The following is a 15,521-nucleotide window of genomic DNA, read 5'->3' on the forward strand; positions in this document are numbered from 1 at the left end:
TGGAGGAAGAAAGATGAACAGAGAAAAAGCGAAACTGATGCAGATCGAAGTGTGCAATACGGCCCTGAAGATGTACCACAGCGGGCTCGTGGCAGGAACGTGGGGAAACATATCCGGCCGGGTAGATGACGAGTATATGGTAATCACGCCGTCCGGCATGGACTATGAGCGCCTTGCCGCGGAGGAGATGGTGATCGTCAATATGAAAACACTTGCGTATGAAGGAAGTTTAAAACCTTCTGTCGAGGCTGTTGTGCATGCCGCTATATATCTGGACCGGCCGGAGATAAATGGCATCATGCATACGCATTCCACCTATGCCCTCACGGTAGCCGCGGCCAGAAAGTCCATCCCCCCTATCTGTGACGACCAGGTTCAGATTCTGGGAGGCGATGTGCGTCTGGCGGCATATACGATGCCGGGGACAAAGGAGATGGCGGAGGCTGTAGTCGGTGCTTTAAGAGGCAGGGCCGGGGCTCTGATAGCCAACCATGGCGCCATTACGGCAGGGCGGACACTTCCGGAGGCATACGTCGGTTCTCAGGTACTGGAAAAGGCGGCCATGGTATATGTCAACGGTCAGAGCATCGGAGGGGGCGTTGAAATATCCCAGGAAGATATCGACTTTTTCCATGACTTCTTCTTAAACAAATATGGACAGAGATGAGAGGGGAGCGGGAGCCAGAATGAAAACGCTGATTACAGCAAGATTTGACAGGCGATATACAGAATTGCTGGAAACGGTTGCAACGGAGTATTCGTTTGCCGGCTATGGCGTGACGGGAGAGAAGATGCCGGTATCCGAGCTGAAAGATAAGATAAAGGGGATAGAGCTCCTGATTACAGAATTCGAGGATATAACGAAAGATGTAATCGAAGCGGCTGACCGATTAAAAATGATCGTGTGCTGCCGCAACGAAGCGTTTGCCAGTATCGATATAGAAGCGGCCACGTCAAGGAAGATTCCGGTGCTGCGGGCAGGCGGGCGAAATGCCATAGCTGTGGCAGAGCATACGATAGCGCTGCTCATGTGCGTATCCAGAAATATAAGCCGGACAGATCATCTGCTGAAATATACCGATGACCTGACAGGAGTATCCTATAAGGACGGCGGCGGCAAGAGAGCCGAGACGATGTCCGAGTGGTCCATGGATCCGGATGCGCCGTTCGCCCTCTACGGAGGAGGACCGGAGATGTATGGAAAGACGTTCGGGCAGGTAGGATTTGGCATGATCGGTAGGGAGGTGGCAAAGCGCGCAAGGGCGCTCGGCATGAACCTTCTCGTATACGACCCATATGTAAGCCAGAAGGATATGGACTATCTCGGGGCGAAAAAAGCGGATCTGGATACTGTGATGAGGGATTCCGATTTCATCAGTGTAAACTGTAATGTAGTCCCTGAGACAGAAGGCATCATAAGCAGAGAAAAAATCGCCCTCATGAAACCGACCGCTTACTTTGTAAATACGGCAAGAGCAAAAGTGCTCGACTATGATGCCCTCTACGACGCCTTGAAAGAAAGCAGGATTGCGGGGGCGGGGCTGGACGTATATCCGGTTGAGCCGATTCCTTCCGGTGACAAGTTCCTTGGCCTGAAAAATGTCGTATTGACCCCCCATCTGGCAGGTTCGGCAAGGGACATCGTAGGACACCAGACAGAAATTACGTTACATGACGTGAAGAAGCTGCTTGCTGGAGAAAAGCCCCGGTTTATCTGTAACCCGGAGGTGCTCTGCTAGGAGGGAGGTACGAAAAGTGCGTTATTCCATAGGGATAGATATTGGGACGACAACGGTCAAGTGCATCTTGTTCCGTGAAGGCCCCCAGGTGGCGGCAGAGGCAGGAAAGGAATATGAAACGCTCCTTCCGGAGCCATCCTGGGTTCAGCAGGATCCTGCGAACTGGTGGGATGCAGCCGTACAGTGCATTCGAATGGTACTGGCAAAGAGCTGGGTCAATCCGGAGGATATAAAGGTCATATCGGTAAGCAGCCAGGCGCCTGCCGTACTTCCGGTGGACAGGGACGGACGGCCGCTGCATGATGCGCTGATCTGGATGGACAGGAGAAGCAAGGAAGAGTATGAGATCATAAAGGAAGTAGTAGGAGAAGAGAAGGTATTCGATATTACCGGGAACCGCCTCGACACGTATTTTACTTTGACAGAGCTCATGTGGTTTCTGCGACATAAACCGGACATTATGGACAAGTGCCACAAGGTGCTCCAGGTAAACGGATATATCAATTACAAGCTGACCGGTATGTTTTCTATAGATGATACGCACGCTTCGCTGACCCAGATATACGATATACATCATCGCCGCTGGAGCGAAGAGCTGCTAGAAGCAATCGGCGCGGATGCCTCCCTGATGCCGGATGTGTACCGGTGCTGTGAACCGATAGGCACCGTGTCGGCAGAAGCAGCGGCACTTACAGGCCTTTCTGTCAAGACGGTGGTGCTGGCCGGTGCTGTGGATGCCACGGCAGCAGGGCTGGAAGCAGGGGTATATGAAGGGGGCCGGATAGCGGAGATGAGCGGAACGAGTTCGGTCGTACTGATAGGATTTGATAAGCTTGTTACGGCGCGGGAACTGTCATATCTGAAAGGGAGGGGAGAGAACAGCACTATCCTCTATGGGGCGATGAATACGGCAGGCGGATCTCTTAAATGGTTCAGGGACGCGCTGTACGGCGGAGAGACCATCAGGAAAGATTCCTATCAGCGGATCAACAGGGAGATAGAAATGATGGCGAAGTATCCGTCAAAGATAATATTTCTCCCTTACATGGCCGGCGAGAGGGCACCAATCTGGGATCCGGACGCGAGAGGGACCTTCATAGGGCTGAACCTGAATACGAACCGGGCGGAGATGGTGCGCTCTATTATGGAAGGAACTTGCTTTGCGCTGAAGGATAATCTGGATCAGGCTGTAAAAATCGGAATTCCAATTCAAGACATCATCTGCTGCGGCGGCTGCAGCAAGAGCGACATATGGCTGAAAATCAAGGCCTCTGTGATTGATAAGGATATCAAGCTGCCGGAGGTGAACCTGGGTGCACCAGGCGGACTGTCCTATATGAATGCCGCCTTCATGGGTGAATATGAAAGCCCGGAAGAGGCATCGGCCGCCAGCCTTAAGATCAAACGTACGATAGAACCGGTAAAGGAATGGGTCGGGCCTTACGAGGAGATGTACCACGTGTATGTGGAATCGTACAAGGCATTGAAGGATGAGTTTAAGGCACTTGTAAAGATATGATTGAAAAAGCCCATAGGATAAGGCACGTCCTATGGGCTTTTATCTATGCTGCATGTTACTCCCCGCGGAGCAGTTCATCGGTTTTTTTGAAATAGCACTTGACCCTGACCTTGGAGGAGACTGTAGGATATCTTTGTAAGGAGGGAAAAAGGATGGAATCATGTATGAAGGTAAAGAATCTAACGAAGAGATATGGGAAGAGAGTCGTGGTGGATAAGCTATCGTTTCAGGTGTACAGGCAGGAAGCGTTCGGCCTGCTCGGTCCTAACGGGGCCGGCAAGAGCACGACAATTGAGACGGCTCTCGGACTGAAAAAAGCAGACGGCGGCACGGCTGAAATCGCAGGGATGAATCCGGAGGCAAAGCGGAAGAAGATATTTGAGCGTGTCGGCGTTCAGCTGCAGTCATCTAATTTTCAAAATAATATACGGGTGGAAGAGATATGTGAAGAGCTGTCCGCGCTCTATCAGTCTCCGGCTGACTACCGGGAACTGCTGCATCGGTTTAAACTTGAGGCATTCATGAGACAGCCGGTAGAGAAGCTGTCGGGTGGGGAGCGCCAGAAGCTGTCTGTTGTCCTTGCACTGCTTCCGGGGCCGGAGCTTGTATTTCTGGATGAACTTACGACAGGACTTGACACGGCGGCCCGCAGGGAAGTGTGGCAGACGCTGAAAGAATTAAAGGAAGGAGGGATGACGATATTCCTCACCACACATTATATGGAAGAAGCTGAGAGCCTGTGTGACCGTATTATGCTCATAAAGCAGGGACAAGAGATCATTACAGGCACAGTAGAAGAAGTTGTGGGAAACAGTCCGTACGATAACCTTGAGGATGCATATCTCTGGTATATGGAAGAGGAGGGGAAGAGATGAGACGTTTTTGGACATTGTATAAGATAGAACAGAAATTGGGGTTCCGCTGCCCCGACGGCTTGATATTTGGAGTCGCCATGCCCGCCGGTATTCTCGTGCTCATATCGGTTATCGCAGGAGGAAAGGCAGTGGGCGGAGGAGGCTATACATTTCTTCAAAGCGCATTTGCTTCATTGACAGCAGTGGGAATCTGTGCAAGCGCTTTTATGGGAATCCCGCTCACCATAGCAGATTACCGTGACAAAAAGATTCTGAAGCACTTTTTTGTCACGCCATGCAGTCCGATGGCGCTGCTTGCAGCAGTGGTCGCCTGTGGAGTAGTGACGGCACTCATTTCATGCGCAGCGGTATCGGTACTTTCTGTGGCTGTATTCGGATACAGGATGAAGGGAAACATATTGCTGTTTGCAGGCGCATATCTGCTTGTCATGGCGGCCATGTACAGCATCGGCATGCTCATCTCGGGATTGTGCAGGACCGTTAAAATTGCGAATGTGGTAACGACGGCAGTGTATTTTCCGATGCTGTTCTTATCTGGGGCTACGATACCGTTCGAACTGTTTCCGGGTAAGCTTCAGAAAGCCGCGTCCGTGCTTCCTCTGACGCAGGGAATCAAGCTGATGAAGGAGATTTCCATGGGCGGGTCTGCGGAAAATTCTGTCAGAATTGTAGTGCTGCTTGCAGCGATTACAATTATCTGCTGTTTTCTTACAAAATTTACGTTCCGGTGGGAATAATCAAGTGTATAGTAATGATACGGGAGGTGTGACATGAAAAAGGAACATTACTGTGAAAATAAGTCGGGAGATAAGCTTTACAAGATTGGAATGTTTGCAGCTATGAACCACGTGACGATAAAAGCATTGAGATATTATGACGAACAGGGCCTGCTCAAGCCTGTCTATGTAGATGCTGATTCAGGATACCGCTATTACACGGCAGGACAGCTGCCGGTCATGCATCAGATCCTGGCCCTGCGCGGCATGGGCTTTTCCCTGGAAGAGATAAGGTCGATACAAAAAGGTACTTCAGAGAAGGTGCTGCTGGCGGCCAGAAAACAGCAGCTTCTGGCTGAGATTGCAGAGAGGACCGCCAGACTTGCCCAGGTAGAGAGCTACCTGTCCGCCGATAAGATAGAATCGGATAATCATGTACTCATAAAACAGCTGCCGGAGGTAATCATAGCCTCCGTGGAGACAACACTCCACGGCTATGAGGATCTGTTTCATGTCATGCCTCCCATGGGACAGGAGATGGAACGTCTCGGCTGTATCTGCGCGGAACCGGAATATTGTTTTACGATGTACCATGACGGCGGGTACAGGGAAGAGGACATCCATGTGGAAATCTGCCAGGCTGTCACCGAGAAAAAACCGGATTCTGAGACAGTAAAGTTCAAGGTGATGCCGGCGGTGGAAACCGCCGCGTGCATCCTCCACAAAGGCTCTTATGAAGGATTTCCGAACGCTTATGAACAGGTTCTGCGATTCGTGGAGAACAATGGTTATGAGATATGTGGAATTCCGAGGGAATCATATATCGACGGCGTCTGGAACAAGGAAACGGAAGAGGAGTGGCTGTCCGAGATACAGTTTCCAGTGAAGAAGCTAAGTGGGGAACCGATGTAAAAAAATAAAGATTAGCAGTGTATCGAATTGACAAATGAGGGGAAATCATGCAATATGGATTTGAGAAAGTACCCTTCCGGGAGATTGGAGTATGCGACATGCTGTTAATAAAAAATGCCGAAGTTTATGCGCCGGCCAGTATTGGAAAAAAAGATATTCTTATATGTAATGAAAAGATAGAGTTGGTAGAAGACAAGATAGAAGGGCTGCCGGGAAGCTGCCGGGTGCTTGACGGAGCAGGGCTTCTTCTCGCCCCGGGGATGATCGACCAGCATATACATGTGACCGGGGGAGGCGGAGAAGGAAGCTTCCATACCCGCACCCCGGAGCTTGCCCTGTCTGAGATGATAGAGGGAGGAATCACCACGGCGGTGGGCCTTCTCGGCACCGATGGCATAACGCGAAGCGTGGAGAACCTGTATGCGAAGACTGCAGCGCTGAATGAGGAAGGGGTTACGGCATATATGCTCACCGGTGCCTACGGATATCCGGGACCGTCCATCACGGGTGAACCTGACAGAGATATCATGTTTATCAAAGAGGTTCTCGGAATGAAGCTTGCGCTGTCCGACCACCGGGCGCCGAATGTGACATCGGAACAGCTGATGCAGATTTCGAGCCGGGTCAGAGTGGCCGGTATGCTGAGTGGAAAACCGGGAGTGGTCGTACTGCATATGGGTGATGCGCCGGATGGGCTGAAACCGGTATATGAAGCACTTGAAAAGAGCACGCTTCCTATCCGTAACTTCCGTCCTACCCATGTGAACCGTAATAAGGAGCTGCTCGAAGCCGGGTACGGCTTCCTCGAAAAAGGCGGCTATGTAGACTATACTTGCGGGATGAAAGGGCAGCCTTCACCGGGACGATGTATCGCGGAGGCGGCAAGAAGAGGGCTTCCGCTTTCGCACATTACAATCAGTTCCGACGGCCACGGCAGCTGGTCAAGCTATGATGAGGACGGGACGCTTCTGGATATCGGCGTATCCGGAGTGGACAGCCTGTACCGGGAACTGCGTCTTATGGTCAGGGATCTGGGCATGGGCCTCGCAGATGCCCTTGGATATGTGACATCCCATGTGGCTGAAGCACTTGACATGTACCCGAAGAAGGGCTGCATAAAAGAAGGGGCGGATGCGGATATGCTGCTTTTTACAGAACAGCTGGATCTACACACGGTGATAGCGAGAGGCGCGGTCATGATGGAAGACGGGGTGCTGAAAAAAAAGGGTACATATGAAAGCTAGAACTATGGGCCGATATCCCGGCCCTCCCCGCCTTCCCGGAGGCTGCATCACTAAACGGCAGCCGGTACTTCAGGATTGTTATTGGCAAAGTTCTGCAGAATCACGAGCGGCTGGTAAGCGCTTGCATTTACAATCTTGACGCCCTTCTTTGCCGCGGACTCAGATATAAAGTATTCATCCCCCGTGATATCTCCGTAGCGGATAAGCTCCGGCGCCTCGCACTCGAACGCGCCGAACGCCCCATGGCCCTGGACGATGACAGCGCAGTAGCACGCCTGGTCGGTCAGGGTATAACTCTGTCCCGGCAGGACGGTCACTTCTTTGGCGGCGACCCATTCGTTGGCGTAGGCAATCCATTTCTCCGACGCCTCCGGCGTTTCTGATTTTAACTTCGGTGCCCGGAAATACGTCTCTTTATAGTCGGGCCTTGTACTTTCTTCCCAGTCGATCTGATTAAAAATAGCGTCAAGATCATCCTTTTCCTCTTCCGGTGCACAGTCGGTCAAAAGGTTATGAGGATTGACTTCTCCCATCGTGACATTTTCCATGATTGTATTCACGTCACTGTTCCATTGCGGCTCAAAAGTAACGACAGATGCGGGAGCATGGATTACGCCTGCAGGCGTGTACCACCCGGTCCCGAGCTGGATGCGGTAAGCGCGGGAAAGCTCGGTTATCCTGTTGTCCTTTCTGTCATAATTCTCCAGGCATTCCATGACCTCCCTCTTTGTGGTGGAGGGGTCAAAGCCAAAATACGTAAGAGGAAAACGGCCGAGATAGCTGCAGTTATACTGGGGAGGGAAATAATAAGCCTCCGGCTTGCCGTGCATATTTATCCTGGCTGCTTTTTCCTCAGTCAGGTGCAGATGGTGGAACAGCGGCTTGTCATAGTCGTACAGCTTGGCAAATGTCGGCCACGTACCATATTGTTCCATAAGGGCGTCTCCAATCAGATCCCTCCCTAGTTCTTCGACATAGTCTTTGAAAAGGCGGACTGATTTTGTGGCGGAATCCTCAAGTACAAAGCTCATCCCTTCCGTTTCACCGGTTTTTGGGCCGTTCAGCGCCCTGGCCAGAGAGCCGAGCCATCTTTCACAGATGCCGCCGCGGTCCATTCCAAGGGCATAGTAGTCATCGGGGTGCAGCCGAAGCCTTCTGCCCGGTTCATTGAAACTGCGTGGAACCCAGGAAGGCATCAGGTGAAGAATACCATCCCCCTGTTCCAATACCTTTCTTACATTGCTCATAATGATCTCCTCCTGCATCATATTTATTTTGTACGGACGGAAAAGAAAATAAATTTCACGTAAAAGTGGAATTTATAACTTTTAATTTATAATAGCACAAAAAATATAAAAATAAAATACAAAATTATAGACAAAGTGACTGATATATAAAAAAATATTTCATGTGATCATTGACAATGTTTTTTCTGTAAGATAAGATAATCGTACGAAGAATAAAACCTTCGTAGAACAGAAGGTGTACGCACAAGGAGGAAATGATATGTTGCTTAACATGAAAGATCTGCTGGCGGTAGCTAACAGAGAAAACTTTGCCGTGCCGGCTTTTAATATCGGCACTGGACAGATATTGAACGGTGTTATGGATCAGTGCGAAGAGCTGAAAGCGCCTGTTATCCTGGCCATTCACCCGCATGAGCTGGAATTCCAGGGGGACAGCTTTCTGAAGATGTGTATCGACAGGGCGGCCGGCTCGCCGGTTCCGGTCTGCATACATCTGGACCACAGCGGATGGGGGCCAATCGTCAGGGCGATCAGGGCTGGTTTTACATCTGTAATGATAGATGCCTCTTCTCTGCCATTTGAAGAAAATGTCGCCATTACGAAGAAGGTGTGCGACCTCGCGCATCCCCTTGGAGTATCTGTAGAAGGGGAACTTGGAACAATCGGGACTACAGACGGGGATACCGAGGGCGGAACGGAAGATATCATCTATACGAAGCCGGAGGATGCGGTGCGCTTCGTGGAAGAGACAGGATGTGACACGCTCGCGGTTGCCATTGGAACGGCACACGGAATCTATCCTGCAGGAATGAAGCCGGAGCTCAGGCAGGAACTGCTGAGCGAAATCAAAAGCAAGGTGGAGGTACCGCTTGTGCTTCATGGAGGCTCGGGAAACGAGGACTCTGAGATTGCAGAGGCGGTCAGGCGGGGGATTAATAAAATCAATATCTCTTCCGACATTAAGGATGCGTTCTACCAGGAACTCAGAAAGACGCTGAAAGACCAGAAGATCCGTGAGCCGTTTGAACTTTATCCGGCAAGCGTCACGGCCATGAACAAAGTGGTCGAGCACAAAGTCAGGCTGTTTAACGATGACGATAAAGTCAAATATTACTCATTGAATGAAATGCTGTAATGCTTTATTATGAAAGAAAAGAATCATTGATTCGGAAGTAGGACGGTGTTTTATTATGGATAAACGTGGGAATTCTGTACTTGAAAATATCAAAGTCAATTATGAGAAATTATTTTCAGCAGAAAAGAAAGCTGCCGCATACATACTGGCAAATCCAGAACAGGCTATTATGATGAATATATCTGAACTGGCCAGGAAAAGCGGAAGCAGCGAAGCTACGGTAGTACGCATGTGCAAGCATGTGGGCTATCAGGGGTACTACCAGATGCGGCTGCTCATGTCCCATGATTTCGGGAAGGCAAGACCCACGTACGATGAGAACGAGATGTTAAGTTCTGCAAGAAGAATCTTTGAGTCCAGTGCCGCGAGGGTAGCAGCACTGGAGGAGGCTATTGATCTTGAGCTGTTGGTTAAGGCAGTACGGCTGCTGCGTCTGAGCCGGATGGTATTTGTCGTCGCCGCGGGAAACACGAGCCCCATTGCGACAGACCTGGGTTTCCGCCTGGAACGGTGTGGCATTCCCTGTTCATATTCTATGATTCCGGAACATTTCCTGAATCATGTCAGTCTCGGGACGAGTGATGATACGATTGTCGCTATCTCCAGATCCGGCGCTTCCAAGCAGGTCGTGCAGGCTATGGAGCTGGCCATGAAAAAGCAGATGCACAGCATCGTGATTACAGGTGAGAAGGATACGCAGCTGGCGGAGCACGCGGATTGTGTGATACAGATCGTCGATAAGAAGAAGCAGGCCCTTGACACGGAGCCCGATTCCCATCTTCTGGAGCTGGCGGTGAGTGACGCGCTTCTCTATATCAACCGTCATTTTGATGCCTTAACCCAAAACGCTAAGGACGATAATAAGGAAGCAGGCTACGGCGACGATGTAGAGCTGCTGCTGAGTGAATATAAGCTGTAAAAAAGCGGAGGATACAGATGGCTTACATAGATAAATACAGGAACTACCTTGAGTCGGTGCCGGATGTCATCGAACGGTGCCGTGCGTCCGGAAAAAGGCCGGTGCTGGCCTACACGAGCAATCTGGACGCCATTGTGGAATGGGATGTGGAGAGCTTCAACAGGCTGCTGGCACAGTATCTGGAGGAAGAACCTTCCTGTGAAGAAGGAGAGACCGTTGGAAATATGCGGGATTTTGCTAAGATAGTGAGCTACTATGCGGTCAACGGACTTGGGGGAGAGGTAGAGATAACATCCGGCGGGGTTATAGAGAGGCTGAAAGATTATTTTGACATATATTACGGACTTGGAGGAACATGCGCACAGGGCGCTGCCGCGCTTGGCACGTTAGGAGTGCCGGTATTGATTCATATTACGGACCAATCGCCGGAGGTGGCGGCGTGGCTGGATGACAAGGAGATAGAATCTGTGAAAGGGCACAGAAGCGTTCCGATACGGGAGTGCGTGACGGAGGAGAAGCCTGTAATCCACCTGATCATACAGTATGACAAAGGGGATGTAATCAGGTGCGGGGACAAGGAATATGAGGTGCCGGTTTCCAACCGCCTGATCATGGGGTATGATAAGGTGCATAAGGTCATGCCGGTAAGACAGGATTTTCTGGAATATCTGGAGGAACATGCAGGGATGATGTGCTCCTATGATATTTCGGGATTCAATGCCATAGTGGAACCGGAAGTCCTGAAGGAGCGTATCGGCCGGCTGGCACTGCACTACAGGACATTAAGGACAAGGAATCCCCGGCTTAAGATATATTTTGAAAGCGCCCACTTTATCAGTGCCGGATGCAGGGACCTGTTGTATGACACGCTTGCCGGACATATGGATATCATGGGTATGAATGAGGAAGAGCTGGTGAATCTGGCAGGGAAAAAATCCCATCCGGTAGACAAGGATGATATAAGATCTGTAATAAAAGGGCTTGATCATATGCTGGAGCTATATCCGGTGAAAGGAATCGTGATGCACAGCAAGGACTATGCGCTGTACTACGGAGATATGATGGAAGGGGTGGACGTTGAGATGGGCCTTACACTCGGCAGCCTTATGTCCGGGACACGGGCGCGCATCGGACGTTATGGCACGATGGACGACTGCAGAGAAAGCCTGAAGCTTCCGTTAAGCCCTACGGGAACCGGGTTTGCACAGACTCTGGGTGAGATGGATCTGAAACACGAGGCTGTGCTCGTGCCGTCGCGATACATGGAGAAGCCGAGATATACAATCGGGCTGGGAGATACCTTCGTAGCCGGAATGCAGCTATGTTTTATGCAATAGTTCTTTTTTTACCTATTGAGTGAAAAATAATTTCATTACAAGGTACATAAATTGTAATTAATAGCTAAAAATTAAGTTTGGAATGTGGGATATTTAACAAAAATTGCAATTATATGAAATTATATTTCATATTTACATTGACATTTAAGTATTGGATTGATATGATTTTTCCAGAGACGAAGAGCTTCCCGTACGGAAGAGAAGGAAGTGCGTAAGGCAAGAATGAGGTGAGATATTTGGAAGAGAAGACGAGAGCAGACGAAACATTTGTATTGGAATGCCGCGGCATCTCCAAAGCGTTCGGGGGCACCCAGGCACTTAAGGATGTTGATTTATTTGTGAGGCCCGGAGAGGTGCATGCGCTTCTCGGAGAAAACGGAGCCGGCAAGTCTACATTGATGAAATGCATTATCGGACTTCACCAGCAGGATGAGGGGACGATTCGGTTTGAAGGCAGGCCGTATACGGCCAGGGGACCGGTGGAAGCGCTGAACGCCGGGATATCTATGATACATCAGGAACTGAATCCGGAACCCCATCTGACGATAGCGGAAAGTGTTTTCCTCAAAAGGGAGGACACGAAAGGTATCTTTCTGAATAAGAGAGCGCAGAACGAACGGGCGGAAGATATCTTAAAAAAGTTCAACTTTCCGCACAGCGCCAAGACGTTGATGAAAGAGCTGACGCTGGCACAGATGCAGATGGTTGAGATCATCAAGGCAGTATCGTGCAATGCCAGGCTGATTATCATGGATGAGCCCACCTCATCCCTGGACAGCGAGGAGACAGAGCATCTGTTCAATACGATTCGTGAACTGAAGGAAAAGGGTGTGGCAATCATCTATATATCCCACAGGATGGAAGAGATTTTCAGAATCAGCGACCATGTTTCCGTATTCAGGGACGGTACATATATCGGGGAGCGTCCCATGGAAGGAGTCACCCGTGATGAATTGATCTCCATGATGGTCGGACGTAAAGTTGAAAATGTATTTCCAAAGACGGCCTGTGATATCGGGGACGTCGTATTCAAGGCGGATAGGCTTTGCGGGAAGGGATTTGAGGATATCAGCTTTGAGGTGAGGAAAGGTGAGATTCTTGGCATTTCAGGTCTGGTAGGATCGGGGCGGAGTGAGACGATGCGGGCCATATTCGGCATGGACCCTGTTACGGGCGGCAGAATATTTCTGGAAGGCAGAGAAATCAGGATAAGAAAACCAAGCCAGGCCATCCGGCATGGAATCTGCATGGTAAATGAAGACAGAAAAAACTATGGCCTGGCGCTCCACCGGTCGATACGGGAGAATATGACGCTGCCCACGCTGCCGATGAAACAGAAGGCCCCGATACTCAACAAGAGGCAGGAAGAGAAAGAATGCATGGAGATGGGCAAGATGCTGACGCTGAAATCGGCCAGTATTGAGCACGATGCATTTTCTTTAAGCGGCGGCAACCAGCAGAAGGTCGTACTGGCGAAGTGGCTGCTTGCCGACCCGAAAGTATTGATCCTGGATGAACCTACCAGGGGGGTTGACGTGGGTGCGAAGTCGGAGATCCATACGTTGATGTGCGAATTTGCGGCAAGAGGGATGGCAGTCATCATGATTTCATCAGAGCTGCCAGAAGTGATGGGCATGAGCGACCGCATTCTCGTCTATCATGAAGGGAAGATCAACGGAGAAGTCTCCCGGGAGGAAATATTGAGCGGAAGCGCGGACCAGGAGACGATTCTGGGTAAGGCGTTCGGCGGAAAATAGGAGGTAGAGCCAATGGCAAGAGAAAAAGGCAGAATCATCGGAATGGACAGAGAAAAGTTCCGCATGTTCATGGGCAAATATGGAATCGGTGTAATCCTTCTGATTATGATGATTTTTATATCTGTCATGGAACCGTCATTCAGAAGTACGAGCAATATGATCAATGTTGCGACACAAGTATCTATCAACGCGATGATCGCATATGGCATGTGCCTTGCGATTACGACGGAAGGAATCGACTTGTCCGTGGGAGCGCAGCTTGCACTCGTGAGCTGTGTCCTTGGACAGCTCATATCGGGTAAAGGGTGGAATATCGCGGCGGCGATTATCGTGGCGCTTCTCGTGTCCACGGTATGGGGATTCATCAACGGATTTTTAATATCAAAGTTTAATATGTTCCCGTTTGTAGTGACGCTGTCCACCCAGCTGATTATCCGGGGTCTTGCGCAGGTCATCAGCGGAGGCCAGGCCATCCCGATAACGGACACGGCATTTAAGAGTATCTACTCAGCAAAAATCGGACCGGTACCTTTTCCCATACTCGTCTTGATTCTGGCAACGCTTCTCATGTACATGATACTCCACTGGACCAAGTTCGGACGGTACGTATTTGCAGTGGGTGACAATATGCAGGCGGCAATCGCCTCTGGCGTGAGTATTATCAAGACGAAGACGGCGGTCTATGCCATATCGGGTCTTCTGGCAGGGATAGCCGGCATTATCTTTACGGCCAAGACCGCCTCTGCCCAGTCCAATATAGGGATCGGGTACGAGACCGACGCGGTGGCGGCCTGCGTGCTCGGAGGCACATCCTTCGCCGGCGGTGTCGCCACAGTGCCTGGAGTGCTTATGGGGATATTCATCATCGGTTTCATCTACAACGGCATGAACCTGATTGGAATTGATTCCTATTACCAGTCCATGACAAAAGGTGCGGTTATCATAGGGGCCGTGCTTCTTGATATGGTCATGAATAAAAAGAACAATTAGCTTACCGGGTGATAGTTAGGAGGCGGGAGGAGCCTCTTGATTATAAAAAGTTTATTCATCTCAGAAGGAGGAAGAAAAATGAAAAGAAAAGTGTTAAGCGTACTGCTCTGTGTCATGATGACAGCCGTACTGGCAGCCGGGTGCGGCTCAGACAGCAAGGATGACGGCAAAAAGGACGACGGCGCCAAGACGGAGGATGCCAAGGAGGGCGATGTGAACGGAGACGGTAAGATTATCTGTGGCTATATCTCGAAGAATATCGTCGACCCGTTCCACGCTCCAATTAATGATTATGCAAAAGAGACGTTCGATGGGCTTAAGAAGGACGGGACGATTGACGACTGGACGGGCATCCTGGATGGCGAGACGGACGCCAACAAGCAGATAGACCGTGCGGACGAGTGCATCGCGAAGAACTGCGATTATGTCATCATCCTTCCGGCAGAAGCGAGCGCTTCCGACGCTGCCGTAACTAAGATGACAGATGCAGGCATCAAGGTCATCGTCGTAAATTCCAAGACAGACAGTACGGATGATGTGGCAATGTCCTATGTAGGCCCGAACGATGTGGAAGCGGGCGAGATGCTTGCTCAGTGGGTTATCGATAATGTGCCGGACGGAGGAAAATACGCGCACTGTCAGGGCGTTATCGGCAATTCTGCCCAGATCCAGCGGGGAGAGGGCATAGAGAATATCATGAAGGATAACGGCAAGTTTGAATCCGTCGGAGACTTCCCGTGTGAATGGCAGGCAGATAAGGCGGCCAACGTAGCCACGGATATGATGAACCAGTACGGAGATGACCTGAAGGCCATCATCTGCGACAACGACGATATGTCCTCGGCGGCTCAGAAAGCCTGCAACGATGCCGGAAGAAAAGACATCGTGTGCGTAGGTGTGGACGGCAATGAGAACCCGCTGCAGATGGTAAAAGACGGCGAGATGGGCGCCACGGTCCTCCAGGACGGCCCTGCGCAGGTAGAAGGAGCCATAGATCTAATAAAGAAAGCATTAAACGGTGAAGAGACGGAGAAGGAAGTTATGATATCTTTCGTGCTTGTAACAAAAGACAATGTGGATGAATATCTGAAATAGTCCTCATAATAAAGGGAGTGCAGCGGGCACTCCCTT

The 15,521-nt window shown here is 50.4% G+C and carries 14 protein-coding genes; 13 read left to right on the forward strand and 1 reads right to left on the reverse strand.

Annotated elements, in window-relative coordinates; all coding sequences use genetic code 11:
* The first annotated feature begins 13 nt into the window (after positions 1–13).
* From HMPREF0980_RS08210 to iadA, 7 genes are all read left to right on the forward strand, one after another.
* Positions 14–667 (forward strand): class II aldolase/adducin family protein, encoded by a 654-nt coding sequence (locus HMPREF0980_RS08210; RefSeq protein ID WP_049728662.1) that lies wholly within the window; start codon positions 14–16, stop codon positions 665–667.
* A gap of 19 nt (positions 668–686) precedes the next feature.
* Positions 687–1,739: a 2-hydroxyacid dehydrogenase gene (locus HMPREF0980_RS08215; RefSeq protein WP_049728663.1), complete on the forward strand. Its 1,053-nt coding sequence runs from the start codon at positions 687–689 to the stop codon at positions 1,737–1,739.
* A 16-nt stretch (positions 1,740–1,755) separates the two neighbouring features.
* Positions 1,756–3,258, forward strand: a complete 1,503-nt coding sequence (locus tag HMPREF0980_RS08220; RefSeq protein WP_049728664.1) for a xylulokinase — start codon at positions 1,756–1,758, stop codon at positions 3,256–3,258.
* Positions 3,259–3,410: 152 nt separating this feature from the next.
* Complete coding sequence (locus HMPREF0980_RS08225; RefSeq protein ID WP_049728665.1) at positions 3,411–4,133, forward strand: ABC transporter ATP-binding protein; 723 nt, start codon at positions 3,411–3,413, stop codon at positions 4,131–4,133.
* On the forward strand, positions 4,130–4,870 hold the full coding sequence (locus HMPREF0980_RS08230) for an ABC transporter permease (protein WP_049728666.1): 741 nt from the start codon (positions 4,130–4,132) through the stop codon (positions 4,868–4,870). The genes HMPREF0980_RS08225 and HMPREF0980_RS08230 overlap by 4 nt, the downstream gene beginning before the upstream one ends.
* Positions 4,871–4,903: 33 nt before the next feature.
* Complete coding sequence (locus tag HMPREF0980_RS08235) at positions 4,904–5,761, forward strand: MerR family transcriptional regulator (RefSeq protein ID WP_049728667.1); 858 nt, start codon at positions 4,904–4,906, stop codon at positions 5,759–5,761.
* A gap of 98 nt (positions 5,762–5,859) precedes the next feature.
* Positions 5,860–7,005, forward strand: coding sequence for a beta-aspartyl-peptidase (iadA, locus tag HMPREF0980_RS08240; RefSeq protein WP_049729170.1), 1,146 nt, complete (start codon positions 5,860–5,862; stop codon positions 7,003–7,005).
* A gap of 50 nt (positions 7,006–7,055) precedes the next feature.
* Here iadA and HMPREF0980_RS08245 read toward each other — a convergent pair whose 3' ends face one another.
* On the reverse strand, positions 7,056–8,252 hold the full coding sequence (locus HMPREF0980_RS08245; protein WP_049728668.1) for a cupin domain-containing protein: 1,197 nt from the start codon (positions 8,250–8,252) through the stop codon (positions 7,056–7,058).
* A gap of 259 nt (positions 8,253–8,511) precedes the next feature.
* Between HMPREF0980_RS08245 and HMPREF0980_RS08250 the strand changes: the two genes are divergently transcribed.
* From HMPREF0980_RS08250 to HMPREF0980_RS08275, 6 genes are all read left to right on the forward strand, one after another.
* Positions 8,512–9,387, forward strand: coding sequence for a ketose-bisphosphate aldolase (locus tag HMPREF0980_RS08250; protein ID WP_049728669.1), 876 nt, complete (start codon positions 8,512–8,514; stop codon positions 9,385–9,387).
* Positions 9,388–9,442: 55 nt separating this feature from the next.
* Positions 9,443–10,306, forward strand: coding sequence for a MurR/RpiR family transcriptional regulator (locus tag HMPREF0980_RS08255; protein WP_049728670.1), 864 nt, complete (start codon positions 9,443–9,445; stop codon positions 10,304–10,306).
* Positions 10,307–10,323: 17 nt separating this feature from the next.
* Entirely contained in the window at positions 10,324–11,643 is a 1,320-nt protein-coding gene (locus HMPREF0980_RS08260) for an ADP-dependent glucokinase/phosphofructokinase (protein WP_049728671.1), read from the forward strand.
* A 236-nt stretch (positions 11,644–11,879) separates the two neighbouring features.
* Positions 11,880–13,400: a sugar ABC transporter ATP-binding protein gene (locus HMPREF0980_RS08265; protein WP_049728672.1), complete on the forward strand. Its 1,521-nt coding sequence runs from the start codon at positions 11,880–11,882 to the stop codon at positions 13,398–13,400.
* A gap of 12 nt (positions 13,401–13,412) precedes the next feature.
* Positions 13,413–14,390 carry an ABC transporter permease gene (locus tag HMPREF0980_RS08270; protein WP_049728673.1) on the forward strand — a complete coding sequence of 326 codons (978 nt, stop codon included), beginning with the start codon at positions 13,413–13,415 and terminating at the stop codon, positions 14,388–14,390.
* A gap of 78 nt (positions 14,391–14,468) precedes the next feature.
* The gene (locus tag HMPREF0980_RS08275; protein ID WP_049728674.1) at positions 14,469–15,485 is read left to right on the forward strand and encodes a substrate-binding domain-containing protein; all 1,017 of its coding nucleotides are present in this window, start codon (positions 14,469–14,471) and stop codon (positions 15,483–15,485) included.
* Positions 15,486–15,521 lie beyond the last annotated feature (36 nt).

It is taken from the genome of Dorea sp. D27 (assembly GCF_001185345.1).
Lineage (GTDB): Bacteria > Bacillota > Clostridia > Lachnospirales > Lachnospiraceae > Extibacter.

What these genes read in the sequence shown, in the direction of transcription:
- HMPREF0980_RS08210 (WP_049728662.1), top strand. Translation starts at nt 14, where the DNA reads ATGAACAGAGAAAAAGCGAAACTGATGCAGATCGAAGTGTGCAATACG.
- HMPREF0980_RS08215 (WP_049728663.1), top strand. Translation starts at nt 687, where the DNA reads ATGAAAACGCTGATTACAGCAAGATTTGACAGGCGATATACAGAATTG.
- HMPREF0980_RS08225 (WP_049728665.1), top strand. Translation starts at nt 3,411, where the DNA reads ATGGAATCATGTATGAAGGTAAAGAATCTAACGAAGAGATATGGGAAG.
- HMPREF0980_RS08230 (WP_049728666.1), top strand. Translation starts at nt 4,130, where the DNA reads ATGAGACGTTTTTGGACATTGTATAAGATAGAACAGAAATTGGGGTTC.
- HMPREF0980_RS08235 (WP_049728667.1), top strand. Translation starts at nt 4,904, where the DNA reads ATGAAAAAGGAACATTACTGTGAAAATAAGTCGGGAGATAAGCTTTAC.
- iadA (WP_049729170.1), top strand. Translation starts at nt 5,860, where the DNA reads ATGCTGTTAATAAAAAATGCCGAAGTTTATGCGCCGGCCAGTATTGGA.
- HMPREF0980_RS08245 (WP_049728668.1), bottom strand. Translation starts at nt 8,252, where the DNA reads ATGAGCAATGTAAGAAAGGTATTGGAACAGGGGGATGGTATTCTTCAC.
- HMPREF0980_RS08250 (WP_049728669.1), top strand. Translation starts at nt 8,512, where the DNA reads ATGTTGCTTAACATGAAAGATCTGCTGGCGGTAGCTAACAGAGAAAAC.
- HMPREF0980_RS08255 (WP_049728670.1), top strand. Translation starts at nt 9,443, where the DNA reads ATGGATAAACGTGGGAATTCTGTACTTGAAAATATCAAAGTCAATTAT.
- HMPREF0980_RS08260 (WP_049728671.1), top strand. Translation starts at nt 10,324, where the DNA reads ATGGCTTACATAGATAAATACAGGAACTACCTTGAGTCGGTGCCGGAT.
- HMPREF0980_RS08270 (WP_049728673.1), top strand. Translation starts at nt 13,413, where the DNA reads ATGGCAAGAGAAAAAGGCAGAATCATCGGAATGGACAGAGAAAAGTTC.
- HMPREF0980_RS08275 (WP_049728674.1), top strand. Translation starts at nt 14,469, where the DNA reads ATGAAAAGAAAAGTGTTAAGCGTACTGCTCTGTGTCATGATGACAGCC.